Origin of the sequence: Actinomadura gamaensis (assembly GCF_042652125.1) — a bacterium.
Lineage (GTDB): Bacteria > Actinomycetota > Actinomycetes > Streptosporangiales > Streptosporangiaceae > Spirillospora > Spirillospora gamaensis.
In genome coordinates this window covers 230,879-255,369 of record NZ_JBHSIT010000012.1, presented here as the reverse complement: position 1 = coordinate 255,369, position 24,491 = coordinate 230,879, and the positions used below count along the sequence as shown (strand labels likewise).

19 protein-coding genes are annotated in these 24,491 nt (G+C 74.0%); 10 read left to right on the top strand and 9 right to left on the bottom strand.

Going from position 1 to position 24,491, the window contains the following annotated elements; all coding sequences use genetic code 11:
• Positions 1–3 precede the first annotated feature (3 nt).
• Together ACFPCY_RS34870 and ACFPCY_RS34865 are read right to left on the bottom strand one after the other, a co-directional pair.
• Positions 4–687 (bottom strand): response regulator transcription factor, encoded by a 684-nt coding sequence (locus tag ACFPCY_RS34870; protein ID WP_378262524.1) that lies wholly within the window; start codon positions 685–687, stop codon positions 4–6.
• A gap of 178 nt (positions 688–865) precedes the next feature.
• A complete protein-coding gene (locus ACFPCY_RS34865) occupies positions 866–1,351 on the bottom strand; it encodes a DUF5666 domain-containing protein (RefSeq protein WP_378262522.1) in 486 nt (161 codons plus the stop codon).
• Between the two features lie 152 nt (positions 1,352–1,503).
• On the opposite strand from ACFPCY_RS34865, the gene add reads away from it, so the two are divergent.
• From add to ACFPCY_RS34850, 3 genes are read left to right on the top strand one after another with little or no spacing between them, the layout of a single operon-like run.
• Positions 1,504–2,508: an adenosine deaminase gene (add, locus tag ACFPCY_RS34860; RefSeq protein ID WP_378262520.1), complete on the top strand. Its 1,005-nt coding sequence runs from the start codon at positions 1,504–1,506 to the stop codon at positions 2,506–2,508.
• 26 nt (positions 2,509–2,534) lie between these two features.
• Complete coding sequence (locus ACFPCY_RS34855) at positions 2,535–4,814, top strand: phage holin family protein (RefSeq protein ID WP_378262518.1); 2,280 nt, start codon at positions 2,535–2,537, stop codon at positions 4,812–4,814.
• Complete coding sequence (locus ACFPCY_RS34850) at positions 4,811–5,578, top strand: MBL fold metallo-hydrolase (RefSeq protein WP_378262516.1); 768 nt, start codon at positions 4,811–4,813, stop codon at positions 5,576–5,578. The genes ACFPCY_RS34855 and ACFPCY_RS34850 overlap by 4 nt, the downstream gene beginning before the upstream one ends.
• 150 nt (positions 5,579–5,728) lie before the next feature.
• Here ACFPCY_RS34850 and recQ read toward each other — a convergent pair whose 3' ends face one another.
• Complete coding sequence (recQ, locus tag ACFPCY_RS34845) at positions 5,729–7,732, bottom strand: DNA helicase RecQ (RefSeq protein WP_378262514.1); 2,004 nt, start codon at positions 7,730–7,732, stop codon at positions 5,729–5,731.
• 79 nt (positions 7,733–7,811) lie between these two features.
• Complete coding sequence (locus ACFPCY_RS34840) at positions 7,812–8,471, bottom strand: HAD family hydrolase (protein WP_378262512.1); 660 nt, start codon at positions 8,469–8,471, stop codon at positions 7,812–7,814.
• Between the two features lie 174 nt (positions 8,472–8,645).
• Here ACFPCY_RS34840 and ACFPCY_RS34835 point away from each other — a divergent pair, with 174 nt between their 5' ends.
• Both ACFPCY_RS34835 and ACFPCY_RS34830 read left to right on the top strand, forming a co-directional pair.
• A complete protein-coding gene (locus ACFPCY_RS34835) occupies positions 8,646–9,491 on the top strand; it encodes a hypothetical protein (RefSeq protein WP_378262510.1) in 846 nt (281 codons plus the stop codon).
• A gap of 97 nt (positions 9,492–9,588) precedes the next feature.
• A complete protein-coding gene (locus ACFPCY_RS34830) occupies positions 9,589–9,978 on the top strand; it encodes a phage holin family protein (RefSeq protein ID WP_378262508.1) in 390 nt (129 codons plus the stop codon).
• 58 nt (positions 9,979–10,036) lie between these two features.
• On the opposite strand, the gene ACFPCY_RS34825 is transcribed toward ACFPCY_RS34830, so the two are convergent.
• Together ACFPCY_RS34825 and ACFPCY_RS34820 are read right to left on the bottom strand one after the other, a co-directional pair.
• Complete coding sequence (locus ACFPCY_RS34825) at positions 10,037–12,940, bottom strand: coiled-coil domain-containing protein (RefSeq protein WP_378262506.1); 2,904 nt, start codon at positions 12,938–12,940, stop codon at positions 10,037–10,039.
• Positions 12,941–13,035: 95 nt separating this feature from the next.
• A complete protein-coding gene (locus ACFPCY_RS34820) occupies positions 13,036–13,965 on the bottom strand; it encodes a cation diffusion facilitator family transporter (protein WP_378262504.1) in 930 nt (309 codons plus the stop codon).
• Positions 13,966–14,031: 66 nt separating this feature from the next.
• Between ACFPCY_RS34820 and ACFPCY_RS34815 the strand changes: the two genes are divergently transcribed.
• Complete coding sequence (locus ACFPCY_RS34815) at positions 14,032–14,262, top strand: hypothetical protein (protein WP_378262502.1); 231 nt, start codon at positions 14,032–14,034, stop codon at positions 14,260–14,262.
• Positions 14,263–14,395: 133 nt separating this feature from the next.
• Here ACFPCY_RS34815 and ACFPCY_RS34810 read toward each other — a convergent pair whose 3' ends face one another.
• Positions 14,396–15,412 (bottom strand): hemolysin family protein, encoded by a 1,017-nt coding sequence (locus ACFPCY_RS34810; protein ID WP_378262500.1) that lies wholly within the window; start codon positions 15,410–15,412, stop codon positions 14,396–14,398.
• Positions 15,400–17,115 (bottom strand): hemolysin family protein, encoded by a 1,716-nt coding sequence (locus ACFPCY_RS34805; protein ID WP_378262498.1) that lies wholly within the window; start codon positions 17,113–17,115, stop codon positions 15,400–15,402. Before ACFPCY_RS34805 ends, ACFPCY_RS34810 begins: the two co-directional genes overlap by 13 nt.
• A gap of 523 nt (positions 17,116–17,638) precedes the next feature.
• Here ACFPCY_RS34805 and ACFPCY_RS34800 point away from each other — a divergent pair.
• Positions 17,639–18,892 (top strand): coiled-coil domain-containing protein, encoded by a 1,254-nt coding sequence (locus tag ACFPCY_RS34800; protein ID WP_378262496.1) that lies wholly within the window; start codon positions 17,639–17,641, stop codon positions 18,890–18,892.
• Between the two features lie 418 nt (positions 18,893–19,310).
• Here ACFPCY_RS34800 and ACFPCY_RS34795 read toward each other — a convergent pair whose 3' ends face one another.
• Complete coding sequence (locus tag ACFPCY_RS34795; RefSeq protein WP_378262494.1) at positions 19,311–19,496, bottom strand: hypothetical protein; 186 nt, start codon at positions 19,494–19,496, stop codon at positions 19,311–19,313.
• A gap of 79 nt (positions 19,497–19,575) precedes the next feature.
• On the opposite strand from ACFPCY_RS34795, the gene ACFPCY_RS34790 reads away from it, so the two are divergent.
• From ACFPCY_RS34790 to ACFPCY_RS34780, 3 genes are read left to right on the top strand one after another with little or no spacing between them, the layout of a single operon-like run.
• Entirely contained in the window at positions 19,576–21,582 is a 2,007-nt protein-coding gene (locus ACFPCY_RS34790; protein WP_378262492.1) for a serine/threonine-protein kinase, read from the top strand.
• Positions 21,579–23,156 (top strand): PP2C family serine/threonine-protein phosphatase, encoded by a 1,578-nt coding sequence (locus ACFPCY_RS34785; RefSeq protein WP_378262490.1) that lies wholly within the window; start codon positions 21,579–21,581, stop codon positions 23,154–23,156. Before ACFPCY_RS34790 ends, ACFPCY_RS34785 begins: the two co-directional genes overlap by 4 nt.
• Positions 23,153–24,487 (top strand): VWA domain-containing protein, encoded by a 1,335-nt coding sequence (locus ACFPCY_RS34780; RefSeq protein WP_378262488.1) that lies wholly within the window; start codon positions 23,153–23,155, stop codon positions 24,485–24,487. Before ACFPCY_RS34785 ends, ACFPCY_RS34780 begins: the two co-directional genes overlap by 4 nt.
• The last annotated feature ends 4 nt before the right edge of the window (positions 24,488–24,491 follow it).

Below are 24,491 nucleotides of genomic sequence, written 5' to 3'. Positions count from 1 at the left end.
CGATCATGCGCGGAGGGTGTAGCCGACACCGCGCCGGGTGTGGATGAGCGGCGGGCCGAGCGGGTCGAGCTTGCGCCGCAGGTAGCTGATGTAGGTCTCGACGACCTGCGGGTTCCCGTCCCAGCCCCAGACCGACTCCAGCAGCTGGGCGCGGGTCAGGACCCGGCCCTCGTTGCGCATCAGGCAGGCGAGCAGCCGGAACTCGGTCGGGGACAGGTCGACGTCGGTGCCCGCGCGGCGGACCGTCCAGCGGGATTCCGACAGCTCCAGGTCGCCGACGCGGAGCAGGTCGTCGTCCTGCGACGCGCCGGCCGGGGCCGTGCGGCGCAGCACCGCGCGGACCCGCGCCACCAGCGCGTCGATGGAGAACGGCTTGGTCACGTAGTCGTCGCCGCCCAGCGTGAGGCCGGTGACGGTGTCGGACGGGGTGTCGCGGGCGGTCAGGAAGATGATCGGCACCTGGTCGCCGTCCGCGCGCAGCCGGCGGCACACCTCGAACCCGTCGAGGTCGGGCATCAGCACGTCCAGCAGGACGAGGTCGGGGCGCGTCTCCTTCGCGGCGCGCAGCGCCCCCGCGCCGTCGCGCGCCGTCTCCACGGCGAACCCGTGGAAGGTCAGCGCGGTCTCGATCAGGTCCCGGATGTTCGCCTCGTCGTCCACGACGAGCACCCGCCGCTCCTCGTTCATCGGCCTCCGCACCCCCGCAGCGTCCTGTTCGACGTTACTGCGGGCCCGTTCCGCCCGCCGCCCCCACCCGCCAGGAGGCGGCGGCGGAACGAGAGTCGGCCCTCGCGTCGCCCGCCGCCGCGTCGCCCGCCGCCACGCGGCAGGCCCCGGCGGAACGAGAACCGGTACTCGCGCTGGATCAGTCCGCCTTCTTCTGGGGGTCGCGGATGGCGACGGCCGTGCGGGTGTCGCCGTTCCGGGTGCCGAAGACGGCGACCTGGTCGCCGTTGGCGACGGCGCCGAGGTTGGACTTGGCGCGGTCCTTGCGGACGCGGGTCTTCGCGTCGATCGTCCACGTCCAGACGGCGCCGTCCGCGCTCTTGACGGTCAGGGTCGTGCCGGTCTTGCCGGTGACCTGGCCGCGCTGCCAGTCGACGAGCTTGAAGGTGTTGTCCTTGGCCTTGACGGTCGCCTCGCCGTGAACGCCGCGGATGCCCGCGAAACGGCCGCGGTGCCCGTGGCCGTCCCTGCCGTGGTGGCCCTTCCCGGGCTCGGACGGACGGCTCGACGGCGACGCGGACGGCGACGGGTTCGCCGCGAAGGCGGGAACGGCGGCGTACAGCCCGGTGCCGAGCAGGGCGGCGGCGGCGATCCCGGCCGCCATCGTCTTCTTGTTGGCTCTCATGATGGCAAGACAACCCGGACCGCCTGGGAGTTGAGCCGGGAGGCTCCTGAGAGAAACCTGAGAATGCCCCCGAAAATGGCCGGGACCGGCAAGGGAACCCTTCTGACCTGGCGCGATAGTCTCGGAATGGGCGAAGCGGAGGAGGCCGACCCGTGGACGCGTTCATCGCCGGAATGCCGAAATGCGAGCTGCATCTGCACATCGAGGGCACGCTGGAGCCCGAGCTCAAGATGCGGCTGGCCGAACGCAACGGCGTCCGGCTGCCCTACCGGACGGTCGAGGAGGCACGCGAGGCCTACAAGTTCGACAGCCTGACGTCCTTCCTGGTCGGCTACTACGAGAGCATGCAGGCCCTCCAGAAGGAGCAGGACTTCTACGAGCTCGCCCACGCCTACCTGACCAAGGCCGCGTCGCAGAACGTCCGGTACGCGGAGATCTTCTTCGACCCGCAGGCGCACACCTCGCGCGGCGTGCCCTTCGACATCGTGATCCGCGGGCTGCGCCGGGCGATCATGGACGCGGACCGGCTGCTCGGCGTCCGGGCCCAGCTGATCATGTGCTTCCTGCGCGACTTCTCCGCCGAGTACGCGATGGCGACGCTGATGGAGTCGCTGCCCTACCGCGAGTGGATCGTCGGCGTCGGGCTGGACTCCGACGAGCGCGACAACCCGCCGGTGAAGTTCGAGAAGGTCTTCGCGCGGGCGCGCGAGGAGGGCTACCTGATCACCGCGCACTGCGACATCGACCAGCCGAACACCCACGAGCACATCCGGCAGTGCCTGGACGTCATCGGCGTCGACCGCATCGACCACGGCTCCAACGCCCTGGACGACGAGGCGCTCACGGCCGAGATCGCGCGGCGCGGCCTCGGCCTCACCGTCTGCCCGGTGTCGAACGGGTTCGTGACGTCGGACATGAAGGCCGCCGAGATCCGGCGGATGCTGGACCTCGGCATCAAGGTCACCATCAACTCCGACGACCCGGCGTACTTCCTCGCCTACGTCAGCGAGAACGTCCGGGCCGTCCAGGCGAAGCTGGGGTTGAGCCGCGACGAGGTCGTCCAGTTCCAGCGCAACGCCTTCGAGATCGCCTGGCTGCCGCGCTCGGTCAAGGACGCCTACCTGGCCGAACTGGAGGAGTACGCCGCGACCCACTGACGCGGTCCCTCGGGGAGGGCAGGAACGTGGACACCCGTCCGGACGCGAACGAGCCCCCGGCCGTCTCCCACCGCGGCGCGGGGACGCGCGGCCGGCTCGCCGGGTGGTCGCTGCGCGGACGGCGGCTGACGTGGGGAGATCTCGTCCGGCTGCTGGGGTCGTGGGCGTTCGGCGCGGCGGTGCTGGGCGCGATCATCGCCGTGCACAGCGGCATCTCGGTGCGGGACGGCGCCTGGACGGTCGTCCTCGCGACGCTGGTGATCTCGGCGGTCAGCGTGGTGCTGCGTCCGGTGCTGACGGCCCTCGCGGTCGCGCTGTCCTGGTTCGGGGTGTTCGTGATCGGGCTGTTCGCCCAGGCCGTCGTCACCTACGTCGGGCTGCGGCTGACGCCCGGCGTGACCACCGACGGGTTCGGCGACGCGGTGGCGGCGGCCTGGATGTACGCGCTGCTCGCGACCGTGTTCTCCTGGCTGCTCGTGGTCAACCAGGACGACGACTTCGTCGGCTACGTCATCCGGCACGCGACCCGCGGACGCCGCCGGCGGCCGGTCGTGGACGGGCTGACCGGCGTGGTGTTCGTGCAGTTCGACGGGCTTCCCCGGCCCGTCCTGGAGTGGGCGCTGCGGGCCGGGAACCTGCCGACGCTGTCCCGCTGGGTGCGTTCCGGCGGGCACACCGTCCGCGGCTGGACGGCCCGGATCCCGTCCACCACGCCCGTCTCGCAGGCGGGCCTGCTGCACGGCAGCACCGAGGGAATGCCCGCTTTCCGCTGGTACGAGAAGGATGCGGGGCGGATGATCGTCGCGAACCGCCCCGCGGACGCCGCCGTCATCGAGCGGCGGCTGTCGGACGGCCGGGGCCTGCTCGCCGACGACGGCGTCAGCGTCAGCAACCTGTTCTCCGGGGACGCGCCCGTCCGGCTGCTCACGATGAGCGGCGCGGAGAGCGGCGGGAGCATCGGGCCGTCCGCGTCCTACGCGTCGTTCTTCACCCACCCGTTCGGCTTCGCCCGCGCGCTGTTCCTCACGGTCGGGGAGATGGTCAAGGAACTCTGGCAGGGCCGCCGCCAGCGCAAGCGCGGGATCGAGCCGAGGATCAGGCGCGGCGGCTGGTACGTGCCGCTGCGCGGGATCACCAACGTCATGCTGCGCGACCTCAACGTCGCGCTCGTCGTCGAGCAGATGATGCGCGGCGCCCGCTCGATCTACGTGGACTTCGTGGACTACGACGAGATCGCGCACCACGCCGGGCCGGTCCGCGCCGAGTCGATGCGGTCGCTGGAAGGGCTCGACCGGGTCCTCGGCGTGCTGGAGCGCGTCGCCACGCAGACCCCGCGCCCGTACGCGTTCGTCGTGCTCTCCGACCACGGTCAGACGCAGGGCGCCACGTTCCTCCAGCGCGTCGGAAGGCCGCTGGAGGACGTCGTCCGCACCCTGATGAACAGTCCGGACGACGGCGAACCGGTCCGGGGCGGCGCGGGTGACGGACGTGCGGAGACGGCCAGCGTCGAGGAGTGGGGGCCGGTCAACACCTTCTTCGCGCAGCTCGTCCAGCAGGACAGTGTGAGCGCGGGGATCGCCCGGCGCGTCCTCGGCCGCCGCGCGGAGACCGGTTTCGGCCCTGCCAACTCCGCCAAGCCGTCCGGCCCGGCCAAGCTGACCGGCCCGGCCAAGCCGTCCGACCCGGCCAAGCCGTCCGACCCGGCCGAGCCGTCCGGCGAGGACGGGCCGGATGACGAGGCCGTCGTGTGCGCGTCCGGCTGCCTCGGGCTCGTGTACTTCCCGCGGCATCCCGGACGGCTGAGCCACGAGCGGATCGAGCGGCTCTGGCCCGGCCTGGTGGCCCGGCTCGCCGCCCATCCGGGCATCGGCGTGGTGGTCGTGGTCTCGGAAGCGTTCGGGCCCCTCGCGGTCGGGCGGGACGGGGTCCGCCACCTGGCGACGGGCCGGGTGGACGGCGCCGACCCGCTGCGCGACCTGCCGGCCCGGGCCGCCGACGACTTCGCCCGGATCGTCGCGCTCGACCACGCACCGGACCTCTACCTGCACGGCGTCTACGACCCGGACACGGGCGAGGTCGCCGCGTTCGAGGAGCAGGTCGGCAGCCACGGCGGCGTCGGCGGCTGGCAGACCGAGGCGGTCCTCGTCCACCCGTCCGGCTGGCCGCTGGACGACCCGGAGCTGGTCGGCGCGGAGAGCGTGCATCGCCGGCTCGTCGCCTGGCTGGCGGACCTGGGCCACCGCACGGCCCTGCCGCCCGCGGGCGGAACGCGCGCGATCCCCGACACGCGGCGGCCGGCCGGGTGAGCGCGGCGATCACCTGGTGGGGGCACGCCACGGCGACGGTCGAGGTCGGCGGGGTGCGGCTGCTGACCGATCCCGTCCTGACCGGACGGGTCGGGCACCTGCGCAGGCGGCGCGGACCCGCCCCGCGCATGGACGCCGTGCGCGGGGCGGACGCCGTCCTGATCTCGCACCTGCACGCCGACCACCTGCATCTGCCGTCACTGCGGCTGCTGCCGGACGATCTCCCGCTGATCGTCCCGCGGGGCACGGTCCGCTTCCTCACCGACATGGGACGCGACGACCTCGCCGAGCGGGCCGTGGAGACGCGCCCGGGAGAGGTGACCGAAGTGCGCGGAGTGGGGGTGCGGACCGTCCCGGCCGCGCACAGCGGACGCCGCACCCCCTGGTCCAAGCACGAGGGCCCGGCGCTCGGCTACGTGATCGAAGGCGCGCGGCGCGTCTGGTTCGCGGGCGACACCGACCTGTTCCCGGAGATGGGCGCCCTGGGGCCGCTCGACGCCGCGCTCATCCCGGTCGGCGGATGGGGGCCGTCCCTCGGACCCGGACATCTCGACCCCGCCCGCGCCGCCGAGGCCGCGCGGCGGTCCCGCCCGGACACCGCCGTCCCGATCCATTACGGCACGCTGTGGCCCATCGGGATGGAACGCGTCCGCCCCCACCTCTTCCTCGGCCCCGAGTGCGCGTTCGCCGCGTACGCCGAAGCGGTCGCCCCGGGCACGGCGATCCGCATCCTCGAACCCGGCGCGTCCCTTCCCCTGGCCTGACCCCCCGCAGCGGGACGTAGCGATTGCGACAGAGCGCCACGCGGCGGGTCGAGGCGGGCGCGAGGTCGAGGTCGGGTTCGGGGTCGGGGTCGGGGTGCGCGTGAGCGTGGGTGCGGCGGACGCGGGAGGCGCGGATGCGGGAGGCGCGGGTCACTCTTCGCCTGCGAGGACCTCCAGCACCTGGTCGCCGTACTTGGCCAGCTTGTTCTCGCCCACGCCGCTGATGCCGCTCAGCTCCTCCAGCGAGCCGGGGTCGGCGCTGGCGATCTCGCGCAGGGTGGCGTCGTGGAAGATCACGTAGGCCGGGACGCCCTGCTCCTTCGCGGTGGCGGCGCGCCAGGCGCGCAGCCGCTCGAAGATCGGCGTGGCCTCGGCGGACAGCTCCACCGCGGCGGCGCGCTGCTTGGCCGACTTGGCGGCGGCCTTCGCGGGCGCGCGCTCGGGCTCGCGGCGCATCATCACGCGGCGGTCGCCGCGGAGCACCGAGGCGCTCGTCTCGGTCAGCACGAGCGCGCCGTAGTTGCTCTCGACCGCCAGCAGCCCCTGCGCCAGGAGCTGCCGGATCACGCCGCGCCACTCGACGTCGCGCAGGTCCGAGCCGACGCCGAACACCGACAGCGAGTCGTGGTCGAACTGGATGATCTTCGCGTTCTTCTTGCCGACCAGGATGTCGACGATGTGCCCGGCGCCGAACTTCTGCCGCCGCTCCCGGTCGAGCCGGACGACCGTGGACAGCACCTTCTGCGCCGGGATCGTCCCGTCCCAGGACTCGGGCGGGGACAGGCAGGTGTCGCAGTTGCCGCACGGCTCGGACGGCTGCCCGAAGTAGTTGAGCAGCTGGACGCGGCGGCACTCGACCGTCTCGCACAGCGCCAGCATCGAGTCGAGGTGCAGCGACTGGCGGCGGCGGTGCTGCTCGTCGCCCTCCCCGGCGTCGATGAACTTGCGCAGGTTGACGACGTCCTGGAGGCCGTAGGCGAGCCAGGCGGTGGACGGCAGGCCGTCGCGGCCGGCGCGTCCGGTCTCCTGGTAGTAGCCCTCGACGGACTTCGGCAGGTCGAGGTGCGCGACGAACCGGACGTCCGGCTTGTCGATGCCCATGCCGAACGCGATGGTCGCGACCACGACGAGGCCGTCCTCGCGCAGGAAGCGGGACTGGTTGGCGGCGCGGACGGACGCGTCCAGGCCCGCGTGGTACGGGACCGCCTCGATGCCGTTCGCGGTGAGGAACTCGGCCGTCTTCTCCACCGACGAGCGGGACAGGCAGTAGACGATGCCCGCGTCCCCGGCGTGCTCGGTCTTCAGCAGGTGGAGCAGCTGCTTCTTCGCGTCGGTCTTCGGGACGATCCGGTACTGGATGTTCGGCCGGTCGAAGGACGCGACGAAGTGCCGGGCGTCGGTGAGCTTCAGGCGGGTCGCGATCTCCTGCTTGGTGGCCGGGGTCGCGGTCGCGGTGAGCGCGATGCGCGGCACGTCCGGCCAGCGTTCGTGCAGGTGGGACAGCATGAGGTAGTCGGGCCGGAAGTCGTGCCCCCACTGCGACACGCAGTGCGCCTCGTCGATCGCGAACAGCGCGACCGTGCCGCGGTCGAGCAGCTCGACCGTCGCCGGGACGCGCAGCCGCTCGGGCGCGAGGTAGAGCAGATCGAGCTCGCCCTGGAGGAACTGCGCCTCGACGACGCGGCGCTCCTCGAAATCCTGGGTGGAGTTGAGGAACCCGGCCCGGACGCCGAGCGCCTGGAGGGCGTCCACCTGGTCCTGCATGAGGGCGATCAGCGGCGAGATCACCACGCCGACGCCCTTCCGGACGAGCGCGGGGATCTGGTAGCAGAGCGACTTGCCGCCGCCGGTCGGCATCAGGACGAGCGCGTCGCCGCCGTTCGCGACGTGCTCGATGATCTCCTGCTGGCCGTCCCGGAACGCGTCGTAGCCGAAGACGCGGTTCAGCACCTCGATCGGCGTGCCGTACTCCGGCCGCGGCGGCGGGGCCTCGTGGTCATGGCCGTCGCCGCCGGGACCGCCCGGACCGCCGGGGCCGTAGTCCTCCGCCTGCGGGTCGGCCGGGACGTAGCCCGCGTCGGCGTAGGCGAGGTCGGCCTCGCTCAGGTACTCGTCGTACGGGGGCGGGAACCCGTCGTCCTCGGGAGAAGCCACCGAGTCATACTACGAGCGCCCGCCGACAGCCGCGGCCCTTCGTCCCGTCCTGTGGATAACCCGCTCCCGCCCCTGCCGTTCAGAGGCTGGAGAGCAGGGCGGGGGTCAGCTCGTCCAGCGTGGTGATCTTCGCGGCGGCGAGCGCGATCGCGTCCCCGGCCGGGGGATAGCGCGGATGCGGGACGGCCACGACCCGCATCCCGGCGGCGTGCGCCGAACGCAGGCCGTTGCTGGAGTCCTCGACGGCCACGCAGCCGTCGGCCGGGACCTCCAGGCGCGCGGCGGCGGTGAGGTAGCCGTCCGGGGCGGGCTTGCCCTGGTCGACCTCCTCGGTGGAGACGGTGGCTCGGAACAGGCCCGCGATGCCGAGATGCCCGAGCACGATGTCGATGAGCGCGCGCGGTGACGAGCTGGCCAGGCCCAGCGGGCAAAGATCCGCGAGCCGCCGGACGGCCTCGACCGCGCCGGGCATCAGCGGCACCTCCTCGGCGTACCGGCCGGACATCCGGTCGATCACCTCGTAGGCGACCTGATCGGCCGTGGCGTCGCCGCCGATCACGTCCGTGGCGAGGTACTCGGCCCATTCGGGCGTGCTCATGCCCATCAGCCTGTCCTGCGTGTCGGACCGCCACGTCCCGCCCCGGTCGGCCACGTAGCCGCGCCGCACCTCCTCCCACACCGGCTCGGAGTCGACCAGCACGCCGTCCAGGTCGAACACGACGGCCAGCGGGGCTGTCATCAGGGGCCTCCTGTTAGGGCTTCGAACGGCGGCGGTGAACGGACGGTCGAAAACGATCACTACCCGCCCGGAGCGGCGGCGAATCCGCTGACCTGCGCTGATCTCCGAAAACAGGCATAAACCGGGAGAGATCTGGCATGGTGGGGCACCCCGCTCTCGGAGAGGAGAACGCCCTTGCTGCTGTTCTTCGGACTGATCCTCGCCCTCGCGGCCGTCGGCGTCGGCGCGGCGGTCGTCCTCGACGACACCGGCCCCGCGCACCTCGTCCTCGCCGGGCACCAGGTGCCCGGCGTCACCGCGCAGTGGCAGGTCTTCCTGGCCGGCGCGGTGACCGCGGCCGTCTTCGTCCTCGCGATGATCCTGCTGTGGATCGGCTTCGGCCGCATGCTCCAGAACCGCCGCGATCTTCGCGACTCCCTGACCACCCTGGAACTGGAGAAGAAGCAGCTCCAGGACGAGCTGGCCCGCGCCCGCCGAGGCGAAGCACCCTCCCGCGGCGACGTCCCCTTGCGCGGCGACACCTCGATGCGCGGCGACACCTCGATGCGCGGTGACGGCCCGATGCGCGGTGACGGCCCGATGCGCGGTGACGGCCCGATGCGTGGTGACGGCCCGATGCGTGGTGACGGCCCGATGCGTGGTGACGGCCCGTTGCGTGGTGATGGGCCGTTGCGTGGTGATGGGCCCGGGCGTGGTGACGGGGGTCGGCGGGGGGATGGTCCGGTTCGTCCGGCTGAGGTTCCCGCCGCCCGTGCGGGCGAGGCGCCGGAGCCCGCCGCCGGACGCCGGGGGCGGCGCCGCGCGGCTCCCGTTCCCGGCGGGGGCTCGGTGACCGGGCCGACGCCCGTTCCCGCAGCGGGTCCGGCGCCTGTTCGTGCAGGTGGCCCGGCTCCGGCGCGTCCTGCGGGAGGACCGGCGGCGACGACCGCGGCCGGACAGGGCGGCGCGCCGCCGCGCCCGTCCCGACCGGCCGGTCCGCGCATCGACGTGACGTCGCCGTTCTTCGACAGGGCCGAGTGATGACGGCCGGCGTCGTCCTCACAGAGGAGTCCCGCGCCCTGGAAATCGCCGCGCGGAGGGATGACCGGGGCGCTCGCCGAGAGGGAGGATCATAACCGTGCGAATCATCATCAAGGTTGCGATCACGGCGGTCGCGCTGTGGGTGGCCGAGCTCCTCATCCACGGGATCACCGTCACCGGCGACACCGCCGGGAAGCGCGCGCTGACGCTGGTCGGCGTGGCGGTGATCTTCGGCGTGGTGAACGCCGTCCTCAAGCCCATCATCAAGACCCTCGGGTGCGCGTTCTACATCCTCACCCTCGGCCTCATCGGCCTGGTCGTGAACGCCCTGCTGCTCCTGCTGACCAGCTACCTGGCGGGCAAGTTCAGCCTGCCCTTCCACGTCGACGGCTTCTGGCCCGCCTTCTGGGGCGCCATCGTCGTGGGCGTCGTCGGCTGGATCCTGCACGTCCTCATCCCCGGGGACGACAAGGACGACGACGACTGATCCCTACAAGCGAAAGGACGCCCCGTTCCCTGAGGGACGGGGCGTCCTTGCGTTTTCGCTAGTGAGATGTGTCGGCGGCGTCCTGCGACGCGGTGAGCAGCGTCCAGTGCGGGGCGTGGACGGCGCCGACGAGCAGATCGTCCGGATCGAGTCGCTCGGTGCCGCTGACCAGCAGTTCGTCGAACTCGCCGGGGTCGGACGACGCCACCGCGAACGGCGAGCCGCCGACGACCGTGGCCTTCCGCAGCAGCGTCCGGCCGAAGTCCGAATCGACGTCGTGCGGGCTGTCGGCGAGCAGCGACAGGCACCGGGCCAGCTCCTCGATCCGGGACATCGCGCGCTCCTGGATGTCGGGGAGGCGGCACCTGTCGGGCTCCTCGTCGCCGCAGAGGGCCGCGACCTGGCCGCGCGAACGCTCCTCCGCCTCGATCGCGACCGCGAGGTCCTTCTCGTCCTCGGCGTTCTCGGTCTCGGCGGACGCCCGGCGCTCGGCGAGCGCGGCGTCGGCGGCGGTGATGCGGGACGCGGCGGCCTCGACATCGGCTTCCGCCCGTTCCAAGGCGGCCTCGGCGATCTCGCGAGCGGTCCGCGCCACGGCGAGACGCTCCTCGGCGGCGCGCGCGGTCTGCTCGGCGAACCGGGCCGACGCCCCGGCCTGAGTCGCCTGGTCGGCGGCCTCCGCGGCCGTCCGCGCCTGCTCGTGGTGCTCGGCCACGGCGCCCTCGCGTTCCGCCGCGAGCCGCGCCAGCTCGTCCGCGAGCCTGGTCTGCGCGTGCTTGGCAGCGGCGAGCCGCTCGCCGCCGCCCTCAAGGAACCGCTCCAGTTCCGCCTGGTGCTGGGCCGCCCGCTGCGCGGCCTCCTTCGTCTCATGCGCGCGCCGCGCCGCGTCGTCCGCCTGTCGGACCTTGTCCTTCAGCTCGGCGCGAAGCTTCTTCAACTCGGGCGGGGACGGCGCGACGTGCAGCCGCTGCGTCAGCGTCATCTTCTGCCGGACGGCCGCGACCGCCGACTCCGCCGCCCGGACGCGGTAGTACGACGCGTGCCCCTCCGCTATGGCGTTGCTGTCCTGCGACACGAGCCGCTCGGTCTCCGCCTTGGCGGCGGGCAGCTCCTCGCGCGCCCGCGCGAGGTCCGCCACGAGCTGCTGCTCCTGCTCCCTGGCCGCGCCCAACTCGAACTGCGCCTGCGAGGTCCGCTCGTCGATCGCCGTGACGCGCGCGTACGCCTCGTCCGCGACCCGCGCCGCCTCACCGGCTCTCGCCGCGGCCTCGTTCGCCTCCGCCTGGAGCCGCTCAGCCTCCTGCCGCGGCTCCACGGCCTCCGCGGCGACCCGCTCCTCCTCGGCCGCCGCCCGCTCCCGCTCGGCCTCGGCCTCCGCGACGGCGCCCTGGGCGGACACCAGCTCCGCGCGCCGCTCGACGAGCGCGGCCTCCAGCGCCGCGATCTCGGCCTCCCGCTCCTCCCGCCGCCGCACGCCCGATTCGCGCAACCGCTCGACCGTCGCGACGTCCCGAGGCCACTGCTCCAACCACAGCAAACCGAGCCGAAGGCCTCGAAGCTCCCGGTCCCAGTCCTCCCGCCAGACCTCCCCGACAGGCCGAACGACGATCCGCCGAACAACCTGTTCCAAACACACGGCCTCTTCCGCCGCGTCCCTGCCCTCGGCCCCTGCCCCCGCAACAACAGCATCCAAGCCATCCACGCCGACGCCGTCCACGCCGGCGCCGTCCACGCCCGCAACGCCGTCCAAGCCCGCGGCCTGCGCGTCCGAACCGCCCCCGCCTGGCGCGTCCCCGTCCGCCACATCGCCTGCGCCCGCTACGTCAGCGCCCTCCGCGCGCGCGTCCGAGGCGCCATCGCCAGGCGCGTCCATGTCGACCACGGTGCTGTCAGGCGAGCCGCCGTCCCACTTCCCTGCGCGCGCGTCCTCCGCGGCAGCACCTGAGCCGTCCGCAGGCGGCACGGCGTGGGAAGGGGGCGCGTCCACCAGGGTGGCGTCTGTCGCGGTGATGTCTGAAGCCGCAGCGTGCGGGGCTGTCGCGTCCGACGCGGTAGCGCTTACGTCGTCTGCGCGGGTGGGGGCGTCGGGGAGGGGGCCGGTCGATGTGTGCGCGTCCGTGGGGTTGGTGTCGTGCGCGGGGGTGTCCGATACCTCTGCGGGGGCGTTCTCCGCGGTCGGTGCGGCAGGGACGGAGGGGGGCGGGTCTGTGAGGGTGGCGTCCAGGGTGGCGGGGTGCGGGCTCTCCGTGCGCGTGGCATTCGCGTCGAGCACGGGGGCGTCCGGGGTGGGCGCGGCCTCTTGGTCGTCGGGGATGGTCTCCAGGCGCAGGGTCGCATCGCTGGATGGGACGGCGGCGGGGAGGTCCTCGTCGGCGACGGTCGGCAGGCCCACGGTCGGGGACGTGGCGTCCGCGACGGGAATCGGGGTGCCGAACTCGGCGGTGCCGGTCGAGGACTGGCGCGGGTGGAGGGCGGGGAGCAGCGAGGGGTCCTGCTCGGCGGCTTCGGCCGGGGTGGGCGGACGGAACTCGACGGTGCCGGTCTCCTCGCGGCGGCGGAACGGCGCCGGGGGGACGATCTCTTCGAGCAGGAGGGGGAGTTCGCGGTCGGCGAGGGTCTCCAGGAGGGCGGCGGCCTCGGTCTTCGACGGGGCCAGCAGGAGGATGCGGCCGTCCAGGGCGTCCGTGATCTGCCTGACGACGGACGCCGGGTCCTTGCCGGCGAGGTCGACGAGGCGGGCCGAGTCCTCGTCCGCGGATTCCGGTTCGACCAGAAGGCGCGCGAGGGCCGTCCAGTCGGCGGACGCGTCACCCTCGGCGAACGCCCGCAGGGTCGCGAGCCGTCCGGACCATCCCAGCGGACGGTCGGTCTCCGGGAGTTCGGCCTCCAGGCGCTCGTAACGCCGGATCAGCGCCGCGCACAGTTCGCCGACCCGCTCGCGCAGTCGCTCGGTCTCGTCCACAGCGTGCTCCACCGTTGCCATCCCGGTCGCCGTCTCCGTGGGGAATCGCGTACCTACCCCTCCGGATTTCTCCCTCTCCGTCCATGTCTAACGTCTCACAGGCCAGGAGCGCTCCGGTGCCCCGCGAGCGCGGCGTGATGATCAACACCGTCGCCGGGATGCGGATCGGGATGGACGAGCGCCCCGGACAGCCTCGGCAGGGCGTGCAGCAGCGCGTGCTCGGCGCGGACGGCCGCGTCGTGCGCCTGCACGAGCGTGCTGGCGGCATCGACGATCACGTCGCACTCGGCGCGCAGCCGGTGGCCGATCCAGCGCAGCCGGACGCTCCCGACCGCGAGGACACCGGGGACGTGGGTGAGGGCGTGCTCGGCGGTGGCGACGAGCTCGGGGTCCACGGCGTCCATGAGGCGCCGCCACACCTCGCGGGCCGCCTGCCACAGCACCACCAGGATCGCGACGGTGATCAGTAGCCCGACGGCCGGGTCCGCCCACGTCCAGCCGAGGCCCGCGCCCGCCGCGCCCAGCAGGACGGCCAGGGACGTGAACCCGTCGGTGCGCGCGTGCAGACCGTCCGCCACGAGCGCGGCGGACCCGATGCGGCGTCCGACGCGGATGCGGTAGCGCGCGACCAGCTCGTTCCCGACGAACCCGATCAGCGCTGCGGCGGCGACCGTCCACAGGTGGGCCACGGGCTGTGGATGAGCCATCCGCTGCAACGCCGCGTACCCGGCCACCGCCGAGGACGCCCCGATCGTCAGCACGACGACCACGCCCGCGAGGTCCTCGGCCCGTCCGTAGCCGTAGGTGTAGCGACGGGTCGGAGGACGGCGGCCCAGGAGGAACGCGATCCCGAGTGGTATCGCCGTCAGCGCGTCCGCCGCGTTGTGCAGCGTGTCGCCGAGCAGTGCGACCGAGCCGCTCAGGACGACGACGGCCGCTTGCAGCGCGGCAGTCGCCGCCAGGACGAGCAGGGAGATCCACAGCGCGCGCATACCTTCGGCGCTCGCCTCCAGCGCCGCATCCACCTTGTCCGCCGCCTCATGCGAATGCGGCCGAAAGAAGTGCCCGACCCGCCCCCACACCCCATGCGCATGCCCATGCTCGTGCCCACGCGTGCCCTCGTACCCGCGCTCACCCTCAAGCCCGTGCCCGTGCGCATGCCCATGCCCAGGCGCGCCCTCGTGCCCGCGCCCGTCCTCAAACACGTGCCCGTGCGCGTGGCCGTGCCCGTGCGCGCGCTCGTGGCCGCGCTCGACCTCATGCACGTGTCCGTGCGTGTGGTCGTGGCTGCCCGCGCCTTTGTGGACGTGGTCGGGGGCTGAGGCGGGAGTCCGTCGGGCGGGGTCTGGTCGAGGCGTCATGAGGACACCATGGACCACGAAATCCGTTGCAGCACCTCGACAGAAACGCATGGTCCGCAGCCGCAACGGGGTTGCGGCTGCGGATGCGTGGTCGTTAGTGCGGGTTGGCGGCGAGGAGCTCGGCCAGCAGGTCGTCCAGCGTGACGATGCCGGTGATCGCGCCGTCGTCGCCGGAGACGACGCCCAGCTGGGCGCGCGAGCGGCGCATCAGGGAGACGGCGGACAGGACGGTCGTCCCGCTGGTCAGGACCGGGGCCGGGTGCGCCAGCTCGGAGGCGCGGCGGTCCGGGTCCGGCTCGGTGACGGCGGCGCGGACGTGGACGATGCCGGGGCCCGAGCCGTCCGCGCCGAGGACGAGCAGGCGGTTGTGCCCGCTCGCGGTGGCGACCCGGCGGACGTCGGCGGCGGTGGCGTCGGACGGCACCGTGGCCACCTCGTCCTGCGGGACGACCAGGTGCGCGACCGTGGCCTCCCGCGCGGAGATCGTCCGGCGCAGGAGCTCGTGGTCGTGCCGTCCGATCAGGCCGAGGCGGCGGGACTCGCCGAGCAGGTGACCGAGGGAGCGGACGTCGGTCGGGGCGTCCAGCTCGTCGCGCGGGGTGATCCGGCACAGCCGCAGCAGGCCGTTGGTGACCGAGTTGAGCAGCGCGAGCACCGGCCGCGAGACCTTCGCGAAGGCGCGGAACGGCAGCGCGAGCAACAGCGCCGAGCGGCGCGGGTGCGCGATCGCCCACGACTTCGGGGCCATCTCGCCGACGACCATGTGCAGGAACGTCACGACGCCGAGCGCGCAGGCGAGCGCGATGGCCTTGCCGCCCGCCTCCGGCACGCCGACCGCGTGCAGCGGCGGTTCCAGGACGTGCTCGAACGCCGGTTCCGTGACGATCGCGAGGCCCAGCGAGCACATCGTGATGCCGAACTGCGCGCCCGCGAGCATCAGGGACAGCTCGCGGGTTCCGGCGAGCGCGGCGGCGGCCGGGCGGCTGCCGCGCGCGGCGGCGCGTTCGAGCTGCGGACGGGGCGCGGCGACGAGCGCGAACTCGGCCGCCACGAAGAACCCGTTCCCGACCAGCAGCAGCACCGTGATCAGAAGCGAGGTCAGCGGATCCACGGACCCTCCCCGGACGCCGCCATCGCCGACGCGTCCTCAGTTCTCGGTTCGACGGCGGACGCCTTCCGCGCGTCCGCGCCCGCGTCCGGGTCGGCCGGGCCGCCCTGCGCGGGAACGTGCTCGGACGGCGGAGAAGCCTCGTCAACGGCCTCGGCCGTTGCGGCGGGTCTCGCGTCGGCCATGGCCCCGGCCATCGTGTCGACCTCGGCCCTGGCCTCGGCCTGGACCCTGGCCGGCGCCTCGGCCTCGGCCATCGCCTCTGCCTCGGCTTCGGCCGTCGCGTTGGCCTTGGCCGTCGCCTCAGCCTCAGCCCCGGCCTCGGCCTTGGCGGTCGCGTTGGTCTCAGCCTTGGTCGTCGCTTCGGCGGCCAGCGCCTCGGCGGGCGCCAGGGCGCGGACGCGGACCTGGCGGGCCACCCGGCGGGCGACCGTGACGACCTCGATCTCGGCGTGGCCGTCGGGTTCGGACGGCTCCTCGCCCAGCGGGACGACCAGGCGGTCACCGGGCCGGGGCAGGCGGCGGAGCTCGGCCATGACCAGGCCGCCGACGGTGTCGTAGGAGTCGCCCTCGGGCAGGGCGAGGCCGGTGGTCAGCTCGATCTCGTCCACGCGGAGGCCGGCGTCGAGGAGCCAGGAGCCGTCGGCCGCGCCGACCGGGGCCTCCTCGCGGGCGTCGTTCTCGTCGATGATCTCGCCGACGAGCTCCTCGGCGATGTCCTCGAAGGTGAGGATGCCGTCGAGGCCGCCGTACTCGTCCACGACGCAGGCGAACTCCTCGCCCGCCTCGCGCATCCGCTCGATGACCCCGTACAGCGGCTGGCTGCCGGGGACCATGAGCGCCGGGCGGGCGATCGCCGAGACCGGCGTGGACGGCGCGAGCCGCTCGACGGCGACCTCGCGGGCGCCGACGACGCCGATGACGTCGTCCATGTCCTGGCCGTAGACGGGGTAGTTGGAGTTGCCGTTCTCGCGGATCAGGGCGATCAGCTCGGCTACGGTGGCGTCCGAGGCGAGGGAGCGCACCTGCGGGCGCGGGACCATGACCTCGTCGGCCGTCCGGTCGCCGAAGGAGAGCGCGCGCTCCAGCAGCCTGGACAGGTCGGCGGGCAGGTGCCCGGCGCCGGCGGAGCGGTCGATGATGTCGCCCAGCTCCTCCAGCGTCGCGCCGCTGTGCAGCTCCTCGACCGGCTCGACGCCGACGGCGCGCAGCAGCTTCTCCGACGCCCGGTCGAACAGCCGGATCAGCGGGCCGGCGACGGTCAGGTAGACGAGCGTGGACGCGGCGAGCGCGCGGGCGAGGCCGTCCGCCCGGGCGAGCGCGAGGTTCTTGGGGAACAGCTCGCCCAGCAGCATCTGGATGAGCGTCGCGAGGACGAATCCGGCGGCGAGCGCGATCGCGTCCCCCGCGCCGGACGGCACGCCGGTCGCGCCGAGGAGGGGTTCGATGAGCTCGGCGAGCGCGGGCTTGGCGATGAACCCGACCACGAGGGTGGTCATGGTGATGCCGAGCTGCGCGCCCGAGAGCATGAACGAGAGCCGCCCGATGACCCGGAGCGCGCGGCCCGCGGCGGCGTCGCCGCTCTCGGCGGCGGCCGACAGGCGGGACCGGTCGGCGGCGACGAACGCGAACTCCTGGGCGACGAAGTACCCCGTCGCGGCGGTGAGCAGGATGACTGCGAAAAGGCCCAGTGCGGCGGTCAGCATGACGCACCGGGTCTATGACTGGGGTCCGACACTGCGGACTCTCAACTCCTCTCGATCGACTGCTCAGCCCACGCCCCCGCAGAGGGACGTCACCTACAGAACGTCACTCCACACCACGACGTTCCCCGGACACAAGCCGTTCGCTCGTGACTCTGTGTGTTTTTGCTAACGGCGGCGACCCTCCTGAGGTGGCCGAAGGCGGTCAGCGGCCGTTCCGGACGGCCCCGGAGCGACGATCGGGGCCCGGAATTCACCATGATTCACGGGGATAGGCGACGAAGCTCCCGAAATGTCGGTAGCGGGGAACTCGCTTGTGCCGGAAAGTGCCCCGGATCACACTGAACGGAGCGGGTAGGCCCGATCCTGGACGGACGGCGGAGGACGCCGGAGCACGGCGAAGGACGCCGGAGCACGGCGAAGCTCGGCGGCGGACGCGACGGACGGCCGAGAGGGAACCCCCCAGCCGCGGCGGGAATCGAAGTCGGTGTCGGTGCGAGGACCGGGGCAGGGACACGGGGCCGAGGTGAACGAGAGCGGAACCGGGGCGGCGCCCATGAGCCGCGAGGGCGTCGACCACGCCCTCCATCAGCTGCACGCGGACGCCGAACGGATCAGGACGTCCCTGCTCGACCTGGAATCGCACGCGGGGACGCGGCTGCTCAAGGGCGCGCGGCTGACCGGCGAGACCTGGCGGCGCTGGGACGAGACGCAGCGGAAGGTCGCGACGCTGTGGCGGCTGTTCGACGCCTACACGAGCGTCCTCGACAAGGCGACCGCGCTGCGCGACGGCGCGGGCCGTCCCGACTCCGACCTCCTGCAGATCCTCACGATCATGCTCGGCGGGCCGTCGGTGGACCTGCCGGACGGCGAGGTCCCGCTCGACCAGCGCACCCTGCTCGGCCCCGACAGGCGGCGGGTGACGCTCGCCGAGGCCGTCCAGCTGATGTCGGACGCCTACGAGGAGTCCGCCGCCGTCGTGGTCGCGGCCGACAACGCCTGGACGGCGCTGCTCCTGCCGCTGGACGACGTGGAGGAGGCCTGGCGGGACGCCGCGCGCGTCGCGCACGAGCTGGACGGCGTCCGGCATCCGGAGCTGGACCGCATCGGCCGCGAGCTGACCGCCTTCGGACGGATCGTCCGGACCGATCCACTCTCGCTGGTCAGCGGCTCGGGCAGCGACGCCAAGGCGGACACCTCGCGGCTGGACACGCTGCGCACCGCGCTGGAGAAGGTCCGCGCGGAGCTGGCCGACGCGGTCGCCGCGCGGGACGGGCACACCGCCCTGGTGGACCGGCTCACCGGCGCGATCGACGAGGTCGCCGAGGCGGAGCGGGCCGCGCGCGAGACCCGCGAGACCGCGCTCGCCAAGATCGACTCGCCCGGGCTGCCGGAGCCGGTCGAGCCGTCGGCGGGGCTGCGCGACCGGCTCGCCGCGCTCGCCGCGCTGTGCGCCGAGGGCCGCTGGCGTGAGCTGGCCGCCCGCTCGGCCGACCTCGACCGCGCCGTCGCGACGGCGCTGGACCGCGTCCGCGCCGACCACGCGCTCGCCGCCGGACTCCTCGACCGGCGCGCCGAGCTGCGCGGGCGCCTCCAGGCCTACCAGGCCAAGGCCGGCCGGCTCGGCCTCGCCGAGGACCCCCTGATCTCCGGCCTGCACGAGCGGGCGCGCGACCTGCTCTGGACGGCCCCCTGCGATCTGCGTGCGGCCACCGCCGCGCTCGCCGAGTACCAGCGCGCCATCCGGGCGTGCGAGACCGAGACGGGAACCCGCGGATGACCGGCAGCAAGCAGTCCCCCTGCTCCCAGCCCGACTGCTCCGGGACCGTCCAGGAGGACGGCTTCTGCGACCTCTGCGGCCTGACCCCGCCCTCGACCCCCTCCGCCGCGCCGACCTCACCACCCCCGTCCGCCACCGCGTCCAGCCCATCCGGCCAGTCCGCCGCGTCCGGCCAGTCCGCCCCCGCATCCGGCCAGTCCGGCGCGGCCTCCGGCCGGTCCGCTGGCGCATCCGGGCAGTCCGGCGCGGCGTCCGGCCGGTCCGCTGGCGCGTCCAGCCAGTCCGGCGGCGCATCCGGAGGGTCCGGCGGCGCCTCTGGGCAGTCCGGGGGTGCTTCTGGGCAGTCCGCCGGGGGGACGGGGCCTTCGGCTTCGACTGCTGCCGCGTCCGGACCGTCCGCGGCGTCCGGGGTGGCCGGTCACGGGGGTGGGGAGGTCGGGGCGTTGCCGACGGTGCCGGGCGGGTCGGAACGGCGGCCGGGCTGGTCGGTGATGGCGGGGGCGCGCGTGGGCGGGTCGGCCGGGGCGTCCGCGGGCGGGTCCGGCTCCGGCGGGAGCGGCGGGTCGGGGTCGCGCGGGTCGCGCGGGTCGGGCCGGACGGCCACGCGGGGCAGCGGATCCGCCGGGACGCGCGGACCGGGCCAGCGCGGCGGCCTCGGCGCGGGGCTGGTCGAGGTGCCGCCGGTGCCCTACCGGGACCCGGCCGACGCGATCATGGAGAACCCGGAGGTCCCGGAGAACCGCCGCTTCTGCAGCCGCTGCGACGAGCCGGTCGGGCGCTCCCGCGAGGGCAAGCCGGGCCGGACGGAGGGGTTCTGCCGCAACTGCGGGCATCCGTTCTCGTTCACGCCGAAGCTCAAACCCGGCGACACGCTCGGCGACCAGTACGAGGTGCTCGGCTGCCTCGCGCACGGCGGGCTCGGCTGGATCTACCTGGCGCGCGACCACAACGTGTCCGGCCGCTGGGTCGTCCTCAAGGGCCTGCTGGACGTCGGCGACACCGACGCGATGGCGGCCGCGACCGCCGAGCGGGCGTTCCTCGCCGAGGTCGAGCACCCCAACATCGTCAAGATCTTCAACTTCGTCCGGCACGGCGGCTCCGGCTACATCGTGATGGAGTACGTCGGCGGACGGTCGCTGAAGGACATCCTGCTCAGCCACCGGCGGGAGGCGGGCGACGACGCGGCGCTGCCGCTCCCGCAGGTGATCGCGTACGGGCTGGAGGTGCTGAGCGCGCTCGGCTACCTGCACAACGTCGGCCTGCTGTACTGCGACTTCAAGCCGGACAACGCGATCCAGAGCGAGGAGCAGCTCAAGCTGATCGACCTCGGCGGGGTGCGGCGCTCGTCCGACTCCGGCAGCCCGATCTTCGGGACGCCCGGCTACCAGGCCCCGGAGATCGCCGCGCGCGGGCCGTCCGTGCCGTCCGACCTGTACACCGTCGGCCGCACCCTGGCGGTGCTGAGCTTCGCGTTCCGCGGCTACACCAAGCGGCACCTGCGCAGCCTGCCGCCGCGGGACGAGGTGGAGGTCTTCCAGCGGTACGAGTCCTACTACCGGCTGCTGCGGCGCGCGTGCCACGGCGACCCGGCCCGCCGGTTCCAGAGCGCGGCGGAGATGGCCGAGCAGCTCACCGGGGTGCTGCGCGAGGTGCTGTCCGCCGAGGGCGTGTCGGTGCCGCCCGCGCCGTCCCCGCTGTTCGGGCCGGAGCAGAACGCGGCGGGCGCGGAGGTCGCCGACATCGAGGACGAGCTGGAGGGCGACGCGCCGATCCTGCGCAGGCTGACCCCGGGCGCCGCCGCCGCGGCCCTGCCCGTCCCGCTCGTCGCGACCGACGACCCGGCCGCCGGCTTCCTCGCCGGACTGTCCGCCGGGGACCCCGGCGACCTCGCGGCGGCGCTGTCGGGTGCGCCGTCCGCGTCGCCGGAGGTGCGGCTCGCGCTCGCCCGCGTCTCGATCGAGCTGGGCGACCTGCCCGCCGCGAACGAGATCATCAACGCCTTCGGCGCCGAGCACGAGGACGACTGGCGCGCCGACTGGTACCGCGCCGTCCACGACCTGGCGGGGAACCGGCCCGGCATGGCCGCCGCGACCTTCGACGACCTGTACGACCTGATGCCGGGCGAGCTCGCGCCCAAGCTCGCGCTCGCGTTCTGCGCCGAACTCCAGGGCGACGACCGGACGGCCGCCGCGCACTACGAGACCGTCTGGCGCACCGACCCGACCTACGTCAGCGCCGCGTTCGGGCTGGCGAGGACGCGCCTGGCCAGTGGCGACCGGCTCGGCGCCCAGGACGTCCTCGACTCGGTGCCGCGCGTGTCGAGCTACTACGTGTCCGCGCAGCTCGCGGCCGTCGCGACGACCGTCCGGGGCCGTCCGCCCGGCGACTTGGACGCCCCGACCCTGATCTCCGCGGGCCGCCGCCTCACGAACATGCCCCTGGACACCGAACGCCGCGACCGCTTCACCGCCGAGGTCCTGGAAGCCGCGCTCGCGATGCTCCGCTCCGGCAAGCGGCCCGCCGAGGCCAACGGCTCGGGCCGCCTCCTCGGCACGCCGCTCACCGAGCGGGACCTGCGCCGCAAACTCGAAACCGTCTACCGCCACCTGGCCAAGCTCGCCGACCGGACCGACGTCCGGCACGCCATGGTCCGCCGCGCGAACGCCGTCCGCCCGAGGACGCTCCTATGACCCCCGTCCCCTGCCCCTCCTGCGCCACCCCGCTCCACCCCGGAGACCGCTACTGCGAATCCTGCGGCCACCCCCACACCCCCACCCCTGAGCCCGCCGCTATCCCTGAGCCCGCCGCCATCCGTGAGCCCGTCCCCGCGGCGGCTCCCAAGCCCGCGTTCGCGCGTTGCGTGGACTGCGGGGCGGTGGCCATCGACGCGGACGGGTACTGCGGGCGCTGCGGCCTGCGGCAGCCGACCGGGCGCGAGCACGTGGAGGTGGCCCTCGCCGGCCCGGACGGGCTCATGGCGTGTGCGGGCGTCAGCGACGTCGGACGGCGGCGCAAGCGCAACGAGGACGCGTTCGCGCTGGCCGTCCTCCCGGCGGCCGTGTGCGTCGTGGTGTGCGACGGCGTCGCGACCGCGCCCGGCTCGGACGAGGCGTCGCGCGTGGCCGCCGAGACCGGCGCGACGCTGCTCGCCCAGCAGGTCGCGGCGGGGGCGGACCCGGCGAGCGCGACCCGCGCGGCGTTGAACGGCGCGGCCGAGGCGGTCGCGGCGCTCGGTGCCGGATCCTCCGGGACGCCCGCGTGCACGTACGTGTCCGCGCTGGTGGACGCCGCGAAGGTCACGGTCGGGTGGGTCGGGGACAGCCGCGCCTACTGGATCCCGGGCCTCCGGTCCGCGGACGCGTCGCCGCAGGTCACGCGCGCCGACCTCCCCCAAATGCGCGCCACTCCTCCCCCTACACCCGCTTCTCCGCAGATGCGCGCCGTTCCCCCGCAGACACCCGTTCCTCCGCAGACACCTGCTCTTCCCTCGACACCCGTTCCTCCGCAGACACCCGCGGACGCGTTGCGGGGGCGGATGGGGACGGTCGAGTTCGCGTCCTGGAGGGGAGCGGACGGCCGAGTGCTCACGCGGGACGACTCGTGGGCCGAGGAGATGATCCGCGCGGGGGTGATGTCCCCGGAGGCGGCGCGGGCCGATCGGCGGGCGCATCTGCTGACGGCGTGGCTCGGCGCGGACGCGGAGGCCAGGGGGGCCAGCGTGGCGTGCTTCGCGCCGGACGGTCCCGGAGTGGTCCTGGTGTGCAGCGACGGCCTGTGGAACTACCTGCCCGAGCCCGCCGACCTCGGTGGGGTCCTCGGTTCGCGCACCGATCCGGTCGAGGGCGTGCGGGTGCTGCTGGACGCGGCGCTTGAGGCGGGTGGGCGTGACAACGTCACCGCCGTCCTCGTCCCGTTCCCGCCGCCGGACGGGATCACCGACGCGCACCCCCGCCCGGACGGGGTGACCGGCGCGCACCCCGGCCCGGACGGCGTGACCGGCGCGCAGCCCGGCCTGGACGGCGTCACCGGCGCGCAGCCCGGTCCGGACGGGATCACCGGCGCGCGCCCCGGCCTGGACGGGATCACCGGCGCGCAGCCCGGCCCGGACGGCGTGCGGGCTCGTCCGAGCGGGGCGGGGGCGCGGCCGGGAGTGGCCGGAACCGGCGGTGAGGGGGCCGGGACGCGGGGGGCCGCGTCGGAGGTAGGGGGAGCTGCGCGAGCGGCGAGCGCTGTGTCCGCTACGAGTTGGGAGAGACGACGATGACCGACCGTCCGCCCTTCACGATCAAGGTCGACCAGAACCCGTACCTCGGCGCGGGCGGGCACGAGATGCACGCCGTCGTCACGGTGGAGTCGGACGGCGGGGCAGGCCCGGCCGCCGCCGCGCCGCGCGCCGCCGAAGTGATCATCATCGACGCGTCCGGGTCGATGTCGTACGGCGGGAAGATGGGCGCGGCGAAGCGGGCGGCGGACGCGGCGCTGCGGGTGATCCGGGACGGCGTGCGGTTCGCGGTGATCGCCGGGGCCAACAGCCCGCGCATGGTGTACCCGGCGGGCGGCGAGCGGACGGCCGTGATGGACGGCCGGCACCGCGCGAACGCGATCGCGGCCGTGGCCCGGCTGGAGGCGTCCGGCGGCACCGCCATCGGGTCCTGGCTGCGCCTCGCCGACCGGCTGCTCACGTCCGGAACGGACGAGGCGGGAGAGGCGGCGGGGGCGGCGGAGGTCCGGCACGCGATCCTGCTCACCGACGGTAAGAACCAGCACGAGACGCCCGAAGAGCTGGACGCGGCGTTGCGCGCGTGCGAGGGGCATTTCGGGTGCGACGCGCGCGGCGTCGGGACGGACTGGGACGTCTCGGAGCTGCGCAAGATCACTTCGGTGCTGCTCGGCGGGTTCCTCGACGTCCCCGACCCGGCCGACCTGGAGGACGACTTCCGGCGGATGACCGAGGACGCGATGGGCAAGCACGTCGCCGCCCTCGCGCTGCGCGTCTGGACGCCGCAGAACGGCAGGCTCCGCTTCGTCAAGCAGATGGTCCCCACCGTCGAGGACCTGACGGACCGGCGCGTCGACAAGGGCCAGATCGGCGACTACCCGCTCGGCGCGTGGGGTGCGGAGAGCCGCGAGTACCACCTGTGCGTGGACGTCCCGCCCGGTGACGTCGGACGCCAGGGACGCGCCGCCTGGGTGAAGCTCGTCGCGCCGGACGCGGGCGAGGAGCTCGCGCACGCGAACGTCCTGGTCGAGTGGACCGACGACGAGGCGCTGTCCACCCGGATCAACGCCCGCGTCGCGCACCACACCGGGCAGTCGGAGCTGGCCGACGCGATCCAGGAGGGGCTGGCCGCCCGCCGCGACGGCGACGACGAGCGCGCGACCGCCCGGCTCGGACGGGCCGTCGCGCTCGCCGAGCAGGTCGGCAACTCCGAGATCTCCGACCTTCTCGGCCGGATGGTGGACGTCGACCACGAGAACGGGACGGTCCGGCTGAAGAAGGACGTGGCCGTCGCCGACGAGATGTCGCTCGACACCCGGTCCGTCCGGACCGTCCGGACGCGGCAGAACGACGAGGCTTCCGGGACGGGGGCCTGACGGT